The organism is Paenibacillus sp. FSL P4-0127, assembly GCF_038007325.1.
GTDB lineage: Bacteria > Bacillota > Bacilli > Paenibacillales > Paenibacillaceae > Fontibacillus > Fontibacillus macerans.
The window spans coordinates 593316-611149 of record NZ_JBBOWY010000001.1; the positions used below are offsets into that span (position 1 = coordinate 593316).

General features: G+C 55.6%; 13 protein-coding genes. 6 read left to right on the forward strand and 7 right to left on the reverse strand.

Going from position 1 to position 17834, the window contains the following annotated elements:
• Positions 1-70: 70 nt before the first annotated feature.
• Complete coding sequence (locus tag NYE74_RS02535) at positions 71-1672, reverse strand: CTP synthase (RefSeq protein ID WP_036618008.1); 1602 nt, start codon at positions 1670-1672, stop codon at positions 71-73.
• Between the two features lie 321 nt (positions 1673-1993).
• On the reverse strand, positions 1994-2569 hold the full coding sequence (rpoE, locus tag NYE74_RS02540; RefSeq protein ID WP_036618010.1) for a DNA-directed RNA polymerase subunit delta: 576 nt from the start codon (positions 2567-2569) through the stop codon (positions 1994-1996).
• 465 nt (positions 2570-3034) lie between these two features.
• Here rpoE and NYE74_RS02545 point away from each other — a divergent pair, with 465 nt between their 5' ends.
• A complete protein-coding gene (locus NYE74_RS02545; RefSeq protein WP_124333526.1) occupies positions 3035-4180 on the forward strand; it encodes a S8 family peptidase in 1146 nt (381 codons plus the stop codon).
• Between the two features lie 151 nt (positions 4181-4331).
• Here NYE74_RS02545 and argS read toward each other — a convergent pair whose 3' ends face one another.
• From argS to speE, 4 genes are all read right to left on the reverse strand, one after another.
• Positions 4332-6011 carry an arginine--tRNA ligase gene (argS, locus tag NYE74_RS02550; RefSeq protein WP_036618014.1) on the reverse strand — a complete coding sequence of 560 codons (1680 nt, stop codon included), beginning with the start codon at positions 6009-6011 and terminating at the stop codon, positions 4332-4334.
• Between the two features lies 1 nt (position 6012).
• A complete protein-coding gene (locus NYE74_RS02555; protein ID WP_036618016.1) occupies positions 6013-6432 on the reverse strand; it encodes a DUF1934 domain-containing protein in 420 nt (139 codons plus the stop codon).
• Between the two features lie 161 nt (positions 6433-6593).
• Positions 6594-7565 carry a hypothetical protein gene (locus NYE74_RS02560; RefSeq protein ID WP_051985141.1) on the reverse strand — a complete coding sequence of 324 codons (972 nt, stop codon included), beginning with the start codon at positions 7563-7565 and terminating at the stop codon, positions 6594-6596.
• Positions 7566-7812: 247 nt separating this feature from the next.
• Complete coding sequence (gene speE, locus NYE74_RS02565) at positions 7813-8640, reverse strand: polyamine aminopropyltransferase (protein WP_036618018.1); 828 nt, start codon at positions 8638-8640, stop codon at positions 7813-7815.
• Between the two features lie 284 nt (positions 8641-8924).
• Between speE and NYE74_RS02570 the strand changes: the two genes are divergently transcribed.
• The 3 genes from NYE74_RS02570 to NYE74_RS02580 all read left to right on the forward strand — a co-directional run bounded on the left by NYE74_RS02570 (position 8925) and on the right by NYE74_RS02580 (position 13566).
• The gene (locus tag NYE74_RS02570; RefSeq protein ID WP_124333515.1) at positions 8925-10997 is read left to right on the forward strand and encodes a transglycosylase domain-containing protein; all 2073 of its coding nucleotides are present in this window, start codon (positions 8925-8927) and stop codon (positions 10995-10997) included.
• Positions 10998-11130: 133 nt separating this feature from the next.
• Positions 11131-11796 (forward strand): DNA-3-methyladenine glycosylase, encoded by a 666-nt coding sequence (locus NYE74_RS02575; protein WP_036618022.1) that lies wholly within the window; start codon positions 11131-11133, stop codon positions 11794-11796.
• An 867-nt stretch (positions 11797-12663) separates the two neighbouring features.
• The gene (locus tag NYE74_RS02580) at positions 12664-13566 is read left to right on the forward strand and encodes a transposase (RefSeq protein ID WP_155621387.1); all 903 of its coding nucleotides are present in this window, start codon (positions 12664-12666) and stop codon (positions 13564-13566) included.
• A gap of 537 nt (positions 13567-14103) precedes the next feature.
• On the opposite strand, the gene NYE74_RS02585 is transcribed toward NYE74_RS02580, so the two are convergent.
• Positions 14104-14616 (reverse strand): YwhD family protein, encoded by a 513-nt coding sequence (locus tag NYE74_RS02585; protein WP_036618025.1) that lies wholly within the window; start codon positions 14614-14616, stop codon positions 14104-14106.
• A 119-nt stretch (positions 14617-14735) separates the two neighbouring features.
• On the opposite strand from NYE74_RS02585, the gene NYE74_RS02590 reads away from it, so the two are divergent.
• Together NYE74_RS02590 and NYE74_RS02595 are read left to right on the forward strand one after the other, a co-directional pair.
• Positions 14736-16736, forward strand: a complete 2001-nt coding sequence (locus tag NYE74_RS02590) for a M1 family metallopeptidase (protein WP_270620227.1) — start codon at positions 14736-14738, stop codon at positions 16734-16736.
• 93 nt (positions 16737-16829) lie between these two features.
• Complete coding sequence (locus tag NYE74_RS02595; RefSeq protein WP_036618029.1) at positions 16830-17660, forward strand: hypothetical protein; 831 nt, start codon at positions 16830-16832, stop codon at positions 17658-17660.
• Positions 17661-17834 lie beyond the last annotated feature (174 nt).

Below are 17834 nucleotides of genomic sequence, written 5' to 3' on the forward strand. Positions count from 1 at the left end.
GCGGGACAACCCGGCCTATTTCCGCGCCGTGCCGCCTAACCGGCAAACGCGGAGCCACGCCCAACAGGGCTTAGGACAAATGGGTAATCGCCGCTTTGACAAACTCGCGGAACAACGGCTGCGGCCGGTTCGGACGGGACGTAAACTCCGGATGGAACTGTACCGCCAAAAACCAAGGATGATCCGGCAGTTCGATAATTTCGACCAGCCGCCCATCCGGGGAAGTGCCGGAAATGCGCAGCCCCACGCGTTCCAGCGTTTCGCGGTAGGCATTGTTGAACTCATACCGGTGACGGTGTCTTTCGTACACCAGCTCATCGTTATAGCACTGCATGGCCAGGGAACCCGGCGCAAGCTTGCAAGGATATAAACCGAGCCGCATCGTTCCGCCCAGATCCTCGATATCCTTCTGCTCCGGCAGCAAATCGATGACCGGATACTCGGTGGAAGGATTGATTTCCGAACTGTTGGCGCCTTGCAGGCCGGCCAAGGCACGGGCGTATTCGATCACCGCCACCTGCATGCCGAGGCAAATACCGAAGAACGGAATCTTGTTTTCCCGGGCGTAACGGATCGTCGTAATCTTGCCTTCGATCCCCCGGTCGCCAAAGCCGCCCGGCACCAGAATGCCGCCGACGCCTTGCAGCAGTTCGGCCACGTTGGCGTCCGTCACCTCTTCCGCGTTCACCCAGCGGATCTTCACGTCGCTATTTGCGTCAAATCCGGCGTGGGACAGCGATTCGACCACGCTCAAATAAGCGTCGTGCAGCGCGACGTATTTGCCGACGATAGCGATCTCCACCGTCTTCTCCAGCTTGTTGATCCGCTCGACAAGGCTTTCCCACTCGCGCATATCCGGCATCGGCGTCGTCAGCTTGAGATGGTTGACGACGATTTCGTCCAACCCTTCGTCGCGCAGATTCAGCGGTACTTCATACAGCGTATCCGCATCCCGGCATTCCACCACTGCGCTGGGGTCGACATCGCAAAATTGGGCGATCTTCCCCTTGATGTCGTCCGACAGGGCATGCTCCGTCCGGCAGACGATCACGTTCGGCTGAATGCCGATGCTCCGCAGCTCCTTGACGCTGTGCTGGGTCGGCTTTGTCTTCACTTCGCCGGCCGCTTTAATGTACGGGATCAGCGTCACGTGGATATACATGACGTTCTCGCGTCCGATATCGCTTTTGATCTGGCGGATCGCCTCGAGGAACGGCAAGCTTTCGATATCGCCGACGGTGCCGCCGATTTCCGTAATGACCACGTCGGAACCCGCTTCGCGCCCGGCGCGGAACACGCGCTCTTTGATTTCGTTCGTAATGTGCGGAATCACCTGCACCGTACCGCCGAGATACTCTCCGCGGCGCTCCTTGCCGATGACCGAAGAGTAAACTTTCCCCGTCGTTACGTTGCTGTTCTTCGATAAATTAATGTCGATGAACCGTTCGTAATGGCCAAGATCAAGGTCCGTTTCGGCCCCGTCGTCGGTGACGAACACTTCGCCGTGCTGATAGGGGCTCATCGTCCCCGGATCGACGTTGATATAAGGATCGAATTTCTGGATCGTTACCTTCAAGCCTCTGTTCTTAAGCAGCCTGCCCAGCGACGCAGCCGTAATTCCTTTCCCTAGCGAGGATACGACCCCGCCTGTCACGAAAATGTATTTTGCCACAGCTAAAAACCTCCTAAAGATAGTACATGTTTCAAAAAAATTGGACTCCAGAAATTCGGGAACTTTGGATCGTTAGCGATCATTAGCGTAACCCAACAAACGGCGGCATAGCCAAATGCGCATAAAAAAAACAAAAAAGTGACACCCGAGTTAATCGGGGCACTTTTTTGAAAATTCGTTATTTTATAAGTTTGAATCATAAGCCCATGCAATAGTTTACCCGTTACCCCTGTCCGTGTCAAGTGAGGCGCCGCGGGAACGCGTTGAACAATTCAAGGCGTTTTATCGCATGGAAAACGGGTAAAAAAACGTCCTAGCCCATTACAAGTCGTCGTCATCGCTGTCGTCGTACTCGTCTTCGCTTTCCACTTCGTCTTCTTCGTCGACGAGGGCGTCCTCGTCCTCCAATTCCTCATCATCCAGCAGGGTGTCGTCCTCGACGTCATCCACATCGTCTTCGTCGTCGTCCGGGAACAATTCGTCGTCCCCATCCTCGTCCAAGGCGTCGTAGTCTTCGTCCTCGTCGGAGATGTATCCGTCTTCTTCCTCCACGAAATCCTCGTCTTCCAGATCGTCGTCGTCATCGTTAATGATGCGCGGACGTTTGGAGCTGGCCACCGGATCCTCCGAGCGGTCGATCGGGTACCAGCGCTTAAGGCCCCACAGATTGGTGCCTACGCAAGCAAACCGTCCGTCGATATTAATTTCCGTATAGAGTTGAGCAATCGCTTCGTTGATTTGTTCCTCGGTCATACCGCGGAGCTTGGCAACCTCGTTCATCAGGTCGCGGTAGTAATACGGCGTGTTCGCCGCTTTCAGAATCATAAAGGCCAAGTCGACCATAGGGATTTCCTGAACCTTCTCCGGGTCGATGTTCAAATTGAGCGGGGTACTCACGTTACGGACACTTCCTCTCACGCAAATAGTTCACTATAAAGCAAAGGCGAAACCGTCCCTCGCGGATCGTTTTCCTTCACTAACATATCCATATCACACATTAGTAAAACCTATTTGCCACTAAATTGCAAGTTTTAAAAACAGGACCGGAAGCGCATCCGCCATGTTGCCCGCCCTCCGAGGCGTCTTGGCCGCAAAATGGAAGGAGGCGAAGAACCCGCGGTTCTCCGCCCCTTGACTGTACCCTCCCCTAAAGAAGGCTTGGCGGCCCTCCCAAGGTTGGTGAAAGCCGCCAAAACGGCCTTCCCTTCATCCTATGTCCAGATTCCCGCTTTGACACGCCATGTTGCAGCCTAACTTCCGTCAGAGGCCCATTTCCCGCAAAACAGGACTCTTCCCCACTCGCTGGAGAGAGGATTGTCATACTATACTGCAACACGCTTCGTCAGGAGGGGCTACTTGAATATGGACTATTCCGGATTTCTGCGTTATTTGAACGAACATGTCGACACCTCCGGAAAAAGCGGACGCTACATCATCCGCTTCCCGCATCCGGCCGAATACGCCGAATGCGTACGTCAGTTGTTTCAGCATAAGCGAAAGCATCCGGCGCTGCGGCAAATCCGAACCTCGCCGCTGCTGCAGGCCCTGATTTGTCCCCTTGGCTTGCGAGGGGAAGCGGCCCGCTCCCGATTCGGCCTTTCCGTCGAGGAGGATTCCCGAGTCAGCGTTCATAGTCCCGCTCCTTCCGGCAAAGGGCAAAATTCCGGGATTCCCTGGGGAGTAAAACGCATCGGCGCGCCGGAAACGTGGTCCGTCTCGACCGGATACCGGATTCGCATCGGCGTGATCGACACGGGGGCCGACTTCGCCCATCCCGACCTGCGCCACTCTTTGGCAAGGGGGATCAATTTGCTGAATCGGATTAGCCTTCCTTACGACGACAACGGCCACGGCACGCATATTGCCGGCACCATCGCCGCTTCGGGCGGATCGCAAGGCATGATGGGCGTGGCCCCTCGCTCGCTGATCTTTCCTGTTAAAGCGTTTGATCATAACGGATCCGCGTACGTTTCCGATATTATTTTGGGGATCGACTGGTGCGTCCGCAACCGGATGCATATTGTGAATATGAGTTTCGGAATGAAAAGCAACAGCGAAGCCCTGCAGAACATCATTCGCAAAGCCCATAACGCAGGGATCGTTGTCGTGGCCTCCTCCGGAAACGATAAAAAAGGCCGGAGCGCCGATTACCCGGCCCGGTATCCTCTGACCATTTCGGTCGGGGCTACCGGGCGGGACGGCCGCATCGCCTCCTTCAGCAATTACGGCCCGTACATCGACATTTACGCCCCCGGCGAAAAAATAACGTCCTCGTGGCTGGGCGGAGGGTACCGCGAGATGAGCGGCACTTCCATGGCCACCTCCCACGTCAGCGGAGCCGTGGCCCTGCTGTTGGCGCTGAAGCCCGACCTGAAGCCGGGCGAGATCAAGCGCCGCCTGCGCCGTACCGCGCGCCCGCTCCCTTCCGCCAGCAGCGCCAAGGCAAAGGGCGCCGGCGAGGTCAGCGCGGCCCGCCTGCTGCGCGCCAAGCCCCGGCGGCGGAGCTAGGCCCGGCGCCGGGAGGCCGGTGCAGCGGCACGGGCATGGCCGGCCCGGCAGAGCGGACAGGCGCGGCCGCGCACCAAAAAGCCGCCTCCCCCGTAGCACCGTGGAGAGGCGGCTTGCATTTCGCCCGGGAGCCAAGGCCGGGCCGCAACAATCACATCTTTTCCGGCGCGGACACGCCGATCAAGCCAAGCACGTTGGCGAGCGCCGTCCGCACGCCGCCGAGCAGCACGAGCCGCGCCGCGGTTTGCTCCGCGTCGTCGGTGATGACGCGCTCCGCCCGGTAGTAGCTGTGGAACAGCGAAGCCAGGTCATACACGTAGCGCACCAGCCGGTGCGGCGCGTAGTTGGCGGCCGCGACGCCGATTTCCTCCGGCAGCTCGCCGATTTTCCGCAGCAGATCGAATTCATGCTCCGCCGTCAGCTTGGTTAGGTCAGCGTTTTCCGGCGCCGGTACGCTGATGCCCTGTTCTTCGGCCTGGCGGAAAATGCTGCAGATCCGCGCATACGCATACTGCACGTAGTAGACCGGATTTTCGTTCGAAGTCGAAACGGCCAGATCCATATCGAAATCAAGATGCGAGTCCATGCTGCGCATCGTAAAGAAATAGCGAATCGGGTCGACGCCCACTTCGTCCATCAGGTCCACCATCGTAACCGCTTTGCCGGTCCGTTTGGACATTTTCACCTTCTCGCCGTCCTGGAACAGGCTGACCATCTGGGCGATCAGCACGATCAGCTTCTCCGGATCCTTGCCGATCGCCTGCATCGCCGCCTTGACGCGCGGAATATAGCCATGGTGGTCGGCGCCCCAAATGTTGATGATGCGGTCGAACCCGCGGTCGTATTTGTTCCGGTGATAAGCGATATCCGGGGTCAAATAAGTGTAGGTGCCGTCGTTTTTCACCAGCACGCGGTCTTTGTCGTCGCCGTAATCCGTCGTTTTGAGCCAGGTTGCCCCTTCTTGCTCGTAGGTTTGGCCTTTCTCGCGCAGTTCGGCGAGCGAAGCTTCCACCTGCCCGTCCTCGTAAAGGGAAGTTTCGCTGAACCATACGTCAAAGCGGACCCGGAAACGTTCAAGGTCGCGTTTGATTTTCGCCAGTTCCTTCTCCAGCCCATATTTGCGCAGAAAAGCCGCACGCGCCTCCGGCTCCATCGACAGCAGCTTATCGCCTTGTTCCGCCACCAGTTCCCGGGCGAAGCCTTTAATGTCTTCGCCGTGATACCCGTCTTCCGGCATTTCCGCGTCCTGTCCAAGCTCCTGCAGGTATCTGGCTTCGATCGATTTGCTCAGGTTGGCGATCTGGTTCCCGGCGTCGTTGATGTAATATTCCCGCGTTACCTCGTATCCGGCGAAATCCAGCAAGTTGCAAAGCGCGTCGCCGACCGCCGCGCCGCGCGCATGGCCCAAATGCAGGCTGCCCGTCGGATTGGCGCTGACGAATTCGACCTGGGCCTTTTGCCCATTGCCTTGCTGGATGCGGCCGTAGTTTTCCCCCGCGCGGTAAACCTCCAGCAGGATCGGGTACAGATACCCTTTGCCCAGCGTAAAATTGATGAACCCGGGACCGGCGATTTCCGCCTTTTCGATCCCGGCTTTCGAATAATCCAGCTTGGCCAAAATTTCTTCGGCGATTTGACGCGGGTTTTTCTTCGCGATGCGCGTCAGCTGCATAGCCGCATTGGTGGCGAAGTCGCCGTGCGCCTTGTCCTTCGGCACTTCCAGCACGATGGCCGGGATTTCCTCAGGCTGCGCCAGCCCGGCGGCGGCGATCGCCTCCAGAATCGCTTCCTTTAACGCCTGGTTCATTTGTTCCAACGGATTGTGTGGCATATCAAACTTCCTCCTGTATATGTAAACTGATTGCAAAATGTCCCGATAACTCCTCATATACGTACAAATCGTATTCCCAGGTGACCAGGCCGGCCACGCCATTCAGACGGGAATCCACTTTTACGGTATCGGTAGACAAGTTAAAACGGGTAAATGGGGAGCGGTAAAAACCCGGCAGCCGTTGTCCGGCGCGGAACGTTTGCTCCGCCTCCACGTCCCCGTGCCGCATGATCTTCAGTTCTTCCCCGGTAATTTTAACCATCGTTCGCGTTATCCCGCCGGCCGGCTCCGTCACCGGCTCATTATAACGGATGTAGACCGCTCCGTCCCGAATCATCGCATTTCCTGTCAGGGACTGCACCGTCTCGTCTTGTCCCTGCCGGCTCGTCAACACAAGCTTGACCGGGCGCATCTCCGGCATACGCATCAAACCCTCATTCCGTACTCTATATATTACATCGTTTCTTACTGTACTACTATATCCAGTTCGTCCCGGCAATTCAATATGCACAGTATGCCCGCGTTTGGCGCCCGTCCTTCTTAACAACTAAAAAAGCCGCTTCATCAGCGGCTCGTCCTGCCTTACAAAGGCTGGCTTAACACGACGTATTTTACTTTTCGGTCCTGGAAGTACACATGGAACCGATAATAATCCCCGACCTTGTAACTCCAGCGGCTTACCAGCTTAAGCGCCTGGGGCCCCAGCTTGTCCATCACGTCGTCCTCTCCGATGCCGGCTTTGACTCCGTCCGCGGTTTGATGGTCCGCCGCCGTGAAAACGATGATCCGGTTCAGCGCCAGCACGCCATCCTTATACAGTCTGGCCTGTTTTACCCGCCCCGCGCTGTCATCGTAAAACGGCTTTTCCCACAGGACATTCTCCGCCGGTTCCTCCGCAAGCCGCCGCTCCCAGCCATCGAAGTCCAGCCCGTCCACTTCGGCCCGGGTGGCTTCCAGCGCCTGAGGCTCCGCGGCGCCGGCCTGTTCCTGCTCTACTCGCGCCTGCTCCAGCAGCGCATCGAGCGAAGCCAGTTGCCCGTTTTCGCGGAAAAGCCCCTGCATCAGCAGCAGCACTTGATCATCGGCGTAATAGGCGTGTCCGTCATATTGAAAAGCATTCAGCGCCAGGTCATAGGTTAGCTCGTAGCTTGAATTTTTTAACGCAAATTGCAAGACTACCGGCTTCCGCTCGGCCTCCGGGCTCTCCTTCACCGCCGCCCCCTGCATATCGGTAAGCCGCAGCGATTGCAGCAGCGCCGCCTGCCGCTCCGCGGGAACCTGCACGCTGCCGCTGTCCGACTTGGCCGTAACCGCGGTGACATCCTCTTCCTTAAAAGGAAGATGATCCAGCAAATAAGGAGATTCGGCCGCGTCCGGCTGCTTCACCGCGGAATCCGCCGGGTCGGCCGGCATTTCCGCCGCCTGATCCCCCCTTTGTCCGTAGTCGGAGGAGTGCGATTTATTCCCAGGCAGTCCGTAAAATAACCATCCGGCAACGAGAACCACCAATATCATCATCGCGTATGCCATTGCGTTTCGTAGAGTTCTGTTCATTTGATTGCCATCCCGCCTTAATTCAACAAATAATGACATAATTCATACTATCATACTCAGGTTGCATTGCTCATGGTACGAATGGCATGTTTTCCCAACCCCTGACCTATTCAAAAAGTCCCACGCCAACAAAAAAAGCATCCGCCGCCCAAGGCAGGACGAACGGATGCTTTCCTTGTCTGCTTCACAAAAGCTGCAAATGAACACGTTGCCGAGATTGGCAAGAGATCGGTCTCATGCGGCGTCCCTATTTCACAAGGTCTTCCACGAATTTCGGCAGCACAAACGCGGCCTTGTGAATCCGCGGCGTGTAGTATTTGGTATCCAGCTCGGGGATTTTCGACTCTTTCGCTTCCAGAGGGTCATGCACCTTACTGCCCATTGTGAACGTCCATAATCCGCTCGGGTAGGTGGGAATGTTGGCTCCGTATACGCGGACGATCGGAAAAATCTCCTTGACGTCCTTGTTCACTCTTTGGATCAAATCCGCCTTAAACCAGGGGTTGTCCGTCTGGGCAACGAAGATGCCGTCGTCCTTCAACGCTTCGTAAATGCCTTGGTAGAATCCGCGCTCGAACAAAGGCGCCGCAGGTCCCACCGGTTCGGTAGAATCAACCATGATGACGTCGTACTTATTTTTGCTTTCTATAATATGCATGTAGCCGTCGGCCACCTGAACTTCAACCCGGGGGTTGTCCAGCGCGCCGGCGATTTCCGGCAAATATTTTTTCGAATATTCGATGACCTTGCCGTCGATCTCCACCAGCACCGCCTTTTCCACTTCCGGATGCTTGATCGTTTCGCGGATCACCCCGCCGTCGCCGCCGCCAACCACTAGCACATGCTTCGGGTTTGGATGGGTGCAGAGCGCCGGATGGGCCATCATTTCATGATAAACGAACTCGTCTTTGACCGTCGTCATCACCATGCCGTCCAGCACCAGCATCCGCCCGAATTCCTCGGTATCGATCATCGCCAGGTCCTGAAATTCCGTTTTTTCCGTGACCAGCGTTTCGCGTATTTTCGCCGTAATGCCAAAGACCGGCGTCTGCTTCTCCGTAAACCACAGTTCCATCGTACCAACCTTCTTTCCGCCAGAATAGTGTTCGGCCGGGGCCGTTTTCCAGTTCGCGCTGCAGCAAAGCTCACTTCCTATATTGTACCAAACAAAAAGATAATAACACACGATCCGCCTAAGCGCTTAAAGCAACTCGGATATTAGCCCGATTGGCAATGACTAGCGTATTGAAACGGCTCCGATGAATGATCTCCCCCAAACTTTCCCATACTAAAAAGAAACGGTTCGGGAACACCGCAGCAACGGTTCAGTATAGAGCTTTGAAAGGAGAGAGCCCTTCCGTGCAGAAACTCGCTCGCAGTGACAGATACCACCAGCGCAAGCCCCGCCGGGCTTGGCGGCTGCTGTTCAAGCTTACGCTCGGCGCCGGACTGCTGGGCTTATGCGCCGCTGGCATCCTGCTGCTATACCTGTATCAGGCCGATCTGCCCCTGGCGGATTCCGACCGGAACTCGCAGTTGATCGACAGCAAGGGGAACACGATCGCCGTTTTTTCGGACGGCGGCAAAAACCGCGAAAGCGTGGATCTCCCGGAGATTTCACCTTGGCTGATCAAGGCGACACTGGCAACCGAAGACCGGCATTTTTACGATCATTTCGGCTTTGACTTGAAAGGCATGGCCCGTGCGGCCCTTGTAAATTTAAAGGAGATGGGCAATGTTCAAGGGGCCAGCACGTTGACGCAGCAGCTCGCCCGCAATCTGTTTCTCAGCCATGAGCGGACCTGGTCGCGAAAAATTAAAGAGGCTTTATACACGGCCCAGTTGGAAATGAAATACGACAAGGACGACATCCTCCGCATGTATTTGAACGAAATTTACTACGGCCACGGCTCATACGGAATCGAGGCCGCCGCGCGAATGTACTTCGGCAAGCCCGCCAAAGACCTGAGCCTGGCCGAAAGCGCCATACTGGCCGGAGTGCCCAAGGGGCCCACGTATTATTCGCCTTTTAATCATATGAAAAACGCCAAAGACCGGCAGCGCACCGTACTCTCGGCCATGGTCGCTACCGGGGACATTTCCCGGGAGGAGGCGGATCGCGCCTATGACGAGATGCTGGCCTTTCAGTCGCCGAAGCAGCAAAATCCCGTGGACAAAGCTCCTTACTTCCGCGATTACATCCGCAGCGTCGTGGTGGATGAACTGGGGTTCGATGAAACGCTGCTGGAGCATGGCGGGCTGAACATTTACACGACGCTCGATCCGGACGCCCAGCAGGCGGCGGAGGCGGCCGTGGCCTCGGAGCTGGGGAACACGCCGGAGCTGGAAGCCGCCCTGATTTCCATCGATCCGCGCAACGGATACGTCAAGGCGCTCGTCGGCGGGGCCAATTACAAGCAGAGCCAATACAACCATGTCTTTGCCACGACCCGCCAGCCGGGTTCCAGCTTTAAGCCGATCATGTACTTGTCCGCGCTGGCCTCCGGCAAAATGACGAGCGCCAGCAAGTTCAGCAGCCAGCCCACGCTGTTTCATTATGACGACAACCGCAAAACCTACAGTCCGAAAAATTTTGGGGACAAATATTTGGGAGAAATCGACATGCGCCAGGCGATCGCCCACTCGGACAACATTTACGCCGTCAACACGATTTTGACCGTCGGCGCCGAACAGGTGATCGAGCTGGGCCGGAAAATGGGGATCACCAGCCCGCTGCAGCCGGTGCCGTCGCTGGCGCTGGGCACATCCCCGGTCAGCCCGTTCGAAATGGCCACCGCTTTTGCGGTGATCGGCAATCAGGGCCGGAGCGTTAAACCGGTGGCCGTGCTGAAAATCACCGACTCCAGCGGGCGCGTACTGTACGAGGCCAAAACGCCCAAGCCCGAGCAAATCGTCGATCCGGCGGCGGCTTACGTGCTAACCAGCCTAATGGAGAGCGTATTTGAAACCGGGGGCACCGGGAACCGGGTGGCGGGCGAAATCAAGCGCCCGGTGGCGGGCAAAACCGGCACGACCGGCACGGACGCCTGGCTTGTCGGCTTTACGCCGGAGCTGTCCACCGCCGTCTGGGTCGGGTACGACAAGGGCAAAACGCTCGGCACCGCGGAATCGCGAAAGGCTGCGCCGATTTTTGCCAAATATACGGAAAAAGCATTGGAGAAAGTGCCGCCGAAAATTTTTCCGATTCCCGACGGTGTCGTCAGCGTCTATATCGACCCGGAGACCGGCAAGCTGGCGACGACGGACTGCCCCGACAAGAAGCTGGAGGTGTTCATCCAGGGAACCGAACCGACGGAATACTGCGAAGCGCACGGGGAAGGAAAGCCGGAGCCGCTCCCGGAACCGGCTCAGACGGAGAAGCGGGAAACCCATTCCTGGTGGAACGATTTGAAACGCTGGTGGATGGACTGAAGCGGGTAGGCGGCACTCTCATGATGTGTGGACGAAACGCGCCCGGTTCTATACCATAAAAAGGAGTTTAGTTTGTAACTGCAAAGCTTAAAATGCAACTTCAAACACCTCTTTAAAGGAGACTCCCTTGGATATGAACCAAATCGCGAAAAAAATCATCCCCGGCCGCCCGCTGCCTCCGGAGTTTTATCGGCTCACCGCCCTGAAAGCCGGCCCTCTGCTTCTGGGGCACACGCTGGTCCGCCGGACGGAGGACGGCGACATCCGCTGCCGCATCGTGGAAACCGAGAGCTACGGAGGCGTGGAGGATAAAGGCAGCCACGCCTTCGGCGGGCGCCGCACCGCACGCACCGAGGTGATGTTCGGCGAGGGTGGCATCGCCTATATTTACCTGATTTACGGCATGTACAACTGCCTAAACGTGGTTACCGGCGTGCCGGACGATCCGCAGGCGGTGCTGATCCGCGCCGTGGAGCCGCTGTCCCCGGCCGATGAAGCGCTGATGCGCCAGCGCCGCGGCACGAACGCACGCCGTCCGGTCGACTTGTCGGGAGGACCGGGCAGGCTGTGCCGTGCCCTGGACATCGACAAGTCGCTGAACGGCGTGCCGCTCCGCGAGCCCGGGGCGGCGCTGTGGCTGGAAGCCGGAGACGGCGCGCCCGGCGGCGCCGTTATGCAGGCGCCGCGGATCAATATCGCTTACGCCGCGGAATATACCGAAAAGCCATGGCGATTTTATCTCCGCGATAACCCGTACGTTTCGGTCGTTGATAAGCAGGCCGTTGTTTGGACGAATTAGGAATAGGACTGGATTCCATTTTATCCCACAACTTTGGCGTGTTTCATCCGTTTAATTCTACGTATCTACTTGTTCAGTAGGAGGATCAACCGATGAAACACGCAAAATCATTCGCCAAGAGGACGACATCCAATGGATTCAAATCAACGGTCTCAACGCTGATGACGGGCTGGCCTACACCGGGCGGACCGGCTCCATTCTCCATTTCGATTGAGAGGGTTTCAATTTAAGCCCAGAAGGCGGCAAATCGTTTGATCTTACCAGTACTTTCTAAGAAAACCGATTAATAAAAGATTTTCGAAATCGAAATTGTGCCCACCGGAGATTTAACAGTTGTAGCTGCGGCTATTTTACAAAAAAAGACCTATTCCCCATTCTAATGGTTGTGAGGAGGCGTTATTTGTCTAAGCAAAATTGGCCGGGTTTAAGTGACGTTGAATCATTGGCGGACAGTGTCTTCACAGCTTTTTGGGCTACTTCGTTGAGGAAACGTCAACGATGTAGAGGCTTCACGATTCGGCGAGGTTAGTGTATCTACCTTTTGCACCGTGGCCGTCTCGAGGAGTGTCACAAATCGACGCCAGGTGAGGGGGCTGTCCAAAAGGACTGTCTAAAGCGTTCGTGTCTTGGTGTCCCTGCCTGCTGTCTGCCTTTGCACGATTATCCCCTTCGTTAAGGAACAGGGAGCAGGGGTGGGGCTAGAGCAAGTCAAGGGTTCCAAAAAAAGAGAAGAAAAAACACAAAAAAGCTGAGGAAAAAATGAGGCGGTTAAGGTGAAATTTTTAGCTTGATAAGGGAACGTGTGTTTGGTATAATGAAATAAACGGAACTTATGTTCGTGTATTCTTGATTCGGGGGCGAGCAAACATGGAGATCAATGCGGGAACGGAACTTCAGCCATTCAGCAACCGTTTTAACAGCGAACAGGACTGCATGGAGGCGCTAATCGCGATGAAGTGGCCAAGCGGCTTTGTCTGCCCGCGCTGTGATCACACCTGGTGCAGCCGTCTGACTTCCCGGCATATCCCCTTATTCGAGTGCGGAAAGTGCAAGCATCAAACGTCGCCTTTGGTCGGCACGATTTTTGAAGGAACGCATTTGCCCTTGCTCAAGTGGTTCGAGGCCCTGGATTTATTCCTGCTTGAGGGAGGCATCTCGGCGCTGCGGCTGAGTAAGGTGGTCCGGGTCACCTACAAGACCGCTTGGTCAATGCTGCACAAAATACGCCATGCCGTGGGGGAGTTCGATGCCCGGGAGCTGCTTTCCGGAGACGTGAAGGTGAACAGCGATCAGTATGGGCGTAATCCGTCCCGGTGTCAGCTTTCACATCCGTATGCCTCGGCGGTCGTAGCGGGATGCACAGTCACGGAGTCGGGCGAGCCGGAGCAGGTCAAAATCCGCCTGGTACCGCATAAGCGGGGAGGCGAAAAAAGGGCAAACCGTCACGATCTAATCGCGTTTATTGGCGGGCATGTGGATGTCCATACATCGGCGGTGCAGTCGTTCCCTCAGGCCTTTCGGCTGTATGTGCCCTTGCGGAAAGTGGTAAGAGAGGCGTGGGAATCGCTGAAGAGTACGTATGGAGCCTTGGGACTGAAGCATCTGCAGGCGTATCTGAACGAATACACCGGGCGCCGTCGGCTGCGCCTGCAAGGAGAGGAAGAAACAATGCGGCAGAAGCTGCTGCGCATGTGTGTGGCGATTCCGGCGATCCCTTACCGCCGGCTGATCGCACGCCAACCGAACCAGCCTCTTGGGGCAGCAGCCTGATCAGGACGCTGGAACGGTAGGGGTACTTGATGAAGATCAATTTAATGGGTAGGGGTTACCATGAACAGTGCGGGCGTTGCTGCAGATGGAAGGAGTTCAGGCTACAACAAAATCACGGTCTTTTCGTTTCCTTTGCGTCTTGTCCTTGATCCCCTGTCTTGATTTCCTCTCTTGATTTCCTGTCTTGATCTCTTGTCCGGTCTGCTTCACCCCTCTAAACCTGATTTCTTCTCCTAAGGCCGTCTAAATTATCTCGAACCTATCTGCTTCTCCACCAAATATATCTTCTCCCGAGCTTGTCTGTTTCTCTGCTACCTGATCAAACGGGATAATCGTGCAAAGTCTCCGGACAGGGAGTGTTGATCTACCGTCCACCCCCACTTCCCTATCCTCAAGCTTTCAACCCAGGGACTCAAGCTAATTTTTGCTCTGCGAAAGTTGAGGTATAGGTTCCATATATGCCGAAAAAAATAGTGAACCCTTGCCGCAGGCTGGACGGCAAGGGTTCACTGTTTTTTATCTGCATCTCACGGACTTTTAAGCTTTCAATGCGCTCTTCAGCTCTTCCGGCGTGCGCTCCCACCACTCGGCGTTGGTATCGATCAACAGGTTTTTAAGCGCCGCTTTTTGCGCCGCCGTCAATCCCTCCAGGATGACCCGCCGCTTCAGGGCGTAGTCCATTTTATTGACGTGGTCGGCAAGGATTTTCCAGCCGCGCCGCGCCTCTGTATCGATCCACATCTCGCAGGCGGTCATCCCGCCGTAAAATTGCCCTTCCGGTCCGCGGTCGACCGCGACCCAGACGATCCAAACCTGCCGTCCGTTCGGGACATCCTCCCGGTTCATCGAAAATTTGATGCCTTTTTCCACCTTACTTTTGGCGTGCATCGCCCCGACATCGATGTACGCTTCATCGCCGTCGATGATGACCGGTGACATGCTGTTCAAATCGATGGAGCCTGCGCCAAAACCTTTATGCTTACTTTTCTCATCGTTGCTGATGATATTCAGGGCGAAAATTTTTTTACCCGTTTTTGGTGATTGATCCATAATGTCCTCCATTATTCGTGAATCTGGGGCCTTATTGATTAATTCAATTTTAGCTAATAATCTGCCAAAAGCAAACATATACATGCTGTAGATGCTTGTCAACGGGAGGTATCCATTGTATGACCCGACGTACTAAGATCTATGGCATTTCCATCCTTGCTTTGTGTTTAATTCTCGGAACGGCTGGGTATGCCCTCCACGCGGGCCCGGAAAATGCGGCTTCGTTCGCCCCGGAAAAGGGCAAGCCCAAGGTCGTCCAAAAAACCGGACAAACCCCGGCCGCACCGCAGGCCGAAAGCATTCAACAGCCGAAGGCGGAGGTGCTCAGCAACCGGGTCGCCGAATACCACATCGACGTTGCGCTTAATGAACGGGACGGAACGCTTATCGGCACGGAGACGTTGACATGGACCCATCCCGGAAAAAAAACGGTCAACGAAATTTATCTGCACTTGTACCCTAACGCCTTCTCCTCACCGGACACCACGTTTATGAAAGAATCGGGCGGCAAGCTGCGCGGAGATATCATGCCTAAGGACGGCTGGGGCTCCATGGAAATCACCGAACTGCGGACGACGGACGGCATTTCCCTGCTCCACCGGCTGCAGTATGTGCAGCCGGATGACGGCAACGCGAAGGACAAAACTTTGGCCAAAGTCCGTCTGCCCGTAGCGGTTCAAGGCGGGGAAAGCCTTACGTTGAAGATGAAGTTCACCGTCAAGCTGCCGAAGGTTTTTGCGCGGATGGGGACGGCGGGGAATTTCGTGATGGCCGGGCAGTGGTTTCCGAAAATCAGCGTGTATGAGCCTGCGGGCACCCGGGGGCGCGCGGCGGAAGGCTGGAATCTCCATCAATACCACGGAAATTCCGAATTCTATGCCGACTTTGGCATATACAGCGTGAGAATTAATGTGCCTGAAGCCTATACCGTTGCCGCTACCGGATTTCAGACGAAAAAAGCCGCCGTCAAAGGCGGACGGAAAACGGTGCAGTTTTACGCCGACGATGTTCATGACTTCGCCTGGGCAGCTTCCCCCGATTTCATTTACGCGGAAGAGCCGTTTTCCTCCTCCGAGGTGCCGGGCGTGCGGATCAAGCTTTACCTGGACCCCGCCCATCAGGATTTGAAAGAGCGCTACTTCTATGCGGCCAAATCGGCTTTGTCCAATTTCAGCAGGTGGTACGGACGGTATCCTTATTCCACCCTGTCCATCGTGGTGCCCCCCGCGGACGGAAACGGAGCCGGCGGGATGGAATACCCGACGCTTGTGACCGCTTTTGGCGCTAGCGGCGATTCTCCCGGTTACGATGAGCTGGAGCGGACGGTCATTCATGAAATCGCGCACCAGTTTTTTTACGGCATGATCGCTAGCAATGAATTTGAAGAGGCTTGGCTGGATGAAGGCTTCGCTTCCTATGCGGAGGACAAATTAATGGAGCAGGAGTTCGGCATCACCCCGGCGCTCCCGATCCAGGCCGCCCTGATTTCCTCACCGGCTCCGCTGACCCAGAACGCCTGGAAGTACGGATCCAGCGACGGCTATACCAAAAATGTCTATTACCGCGGCAAGCTTATTTTGCTCGATATTGAACGCCAGGTGGGAAGCAAAACGATGAAGCGCATTTTAACGGTATACGCCCACAAGTACCGCTTTAAACATCCAACGACGGCCGATTTCCAGCGGGTGGTCGAACAGGTCACCGGGCGCAGCTGGAAAAACTATTTTTCGCAGTATGTATACGATGGCAAAATGGCCGACTTCTCCGTCGACAAAATCACGGTGAATCCGCTCCTCCAGGACGGGACCGCCGTTTACGAATCCACCGTCGTCATCTCCCGCAGAGGGGCGACCTATCCGAAGGTACCCTTGCAGTTCACGTTCAAGGACGGCCATACGGTGCGAAAACAATGGAGAGGCGAGGACAGCCGCGTCGAGCTTAAACTGCAATACAAGGAACCGCTTGCTTGGGTGCAAATCGATCCCGACTATTCGCTGGTGGTCGAAAACAAACACATCAACAATTATTTGAAGACGGAAGTACCCGAGCCCCTTCTTTCGCGCTCCAATATGAGCGTGACCAAGCTGCTGGAAGCCCTGCTCGGAACACTTATATGGTAAACGCCGGCAGAACTCAGCTTATGCTTCTGAAGTAGTTTTGCTCGAAGCATATCGAGTAAAGCAACGCTCGCAAAACTTTTAAGAGGTGAAAATATGACTTATGTGCGTCAGGGGTGGAGCCTGCTGAAAAGCCAGTTTCCCTCCGTCATCATTTTGTTCCTGTATCAACTGCTGTGGGGATTGTTTTTGTACCGCCTGGTCGATACCGCCGTTACCGCGCTACTGCAAAGGCATCCGGATCCGCCGCCCACGCAACTCAGCCGAATTCTGTTCCTGCTGGAAGGGCGTATCCATTTGGGGAGCAATCCGGACGTCCGCCTCTATTTAGGATTGCTGATCGGCATGGCGGTCCTACGCCTCCTGCTCACGCCTCTTATTCAAGCGGGAATTCTATACGGGCTTGTCCCCTCCGAGAGCCGTGGACACGGACTGCCGTTGTTCCGCGGAATGAAAGAATTCTGGAAGCCGGTTGTCCTGTTTTATGCCATTGAACTTATTTTAATCATTATCCCGGCCTTCTGGGTTATTCCCAAGCTCCTTGTTTTATGGCCGCATCTGCTGGGGGCCGGAGGACAGATGGCCCCGCTGCTGAAGGGTCTCATCTACATCCTGGGCTGGTTCGTATACGGCTGGCTGGTGAGACAATGCATTCTCTACGTACAATTTGGGTACTTGTTCAAATCAAGCGTCTGGGGTTCCCTCCTCGTCTGCTTCCGGCACCTTCTTCAGGGCATCGGGATCTCCTGCATACTGGGCGCATTCGGGCTGGGCGTGTTCCTGCTGTTCGGAACGGTCTCCTGGATCTGGACCGGAATGCTGGCGCTGATCCTCCAGCAAACCTATCCTCTCTGTCGCAGCGCTTTTAAAATTTGGCAGGTCACCTCGCAATATCGCCTCTGGCAGACAAAAACCGAGAAAAGTTAAAATTTTTTCATCTCTCTGAAACCTTTACGGCACAAGGCCTCCGCGACTTTGCGAAGGCCTTGTGTCAGGTTTTCCCCTCTTAGTCTCGCGAATTAACCATTGCCAAATGATCCCTGTCTTTGTTAAAATAACAGCAACACAATTTCAGTAACAGTTTTGTAATTATTTTTGTCA

Coding starts and splice junctions, on each gene's coding strand:
- NYE74_RS02575 (WP_036618022.1), top strand. CDS start 11,131: ATGAACCAAATCGCGAAAAAAATCATCCCCGGCCGCCCGCTGCCTCCG.
- speE (WP_036618018.1), bottom strand. CDS start 8,640: ATGGAACTGTGGTTTACGGAGAAGCAGACGCCGGTCTTTGGCATTACG.
- NYE74_RS02595 (WP_036618029.1), top strand. CDS start 16,830: ATGACTTATGTGCGTCAGGGGTGGAGCCTGCTGAAAAGCCAGTTTCCC.
- NYE74_RS02585 (WP_036618025.1), bottom strand. CDS start 14,616: ATGGATCAATCACCAAAAACGGGTAAAAAAATTTTCGCCCTGAATATC.
- NYE74_RS02580 (WP_155621387.1), top strand. CDS start 12,664: ATGGAGATCAATGCGGGAACGGAACTTCAGCCATTCAGCAACCGTTTT.
- NYE74_RS02560 (WP_051985141.1), bottom strand. CDS start 7,565: ATGAACAGAACTCTACGAAACGCAATGGCATACGCGATGATGATATTG.
- NYE74_RS02590 (WP_270620227.1), top strand. CDS start 14,736: ATGACCCGACGTACTAAGATCTATGGCATTTCCATCCTTGCTTTGTGT.
- NYE74_RS02545 (WP_124333526.1), top strand. CDS start 3,035: ATGGACTATTCCGGATTTCTGCGTTATTTGAACGAACATGTCGACACC.
- NYE74_RS02555 (WP_036618016.1), bottom strand. CDS start 6,432: ATGCCGGAGATGCGCCCGGTCAAGCTTGTGTTGACGAGCCGGCAGGGA.
- argS (WP_036618014.1), bottom strand. CDS start 6,011: ATGCCACACAATCCGTTGGAACAAATGAACCAGGCGTTAAAGGAAGCG.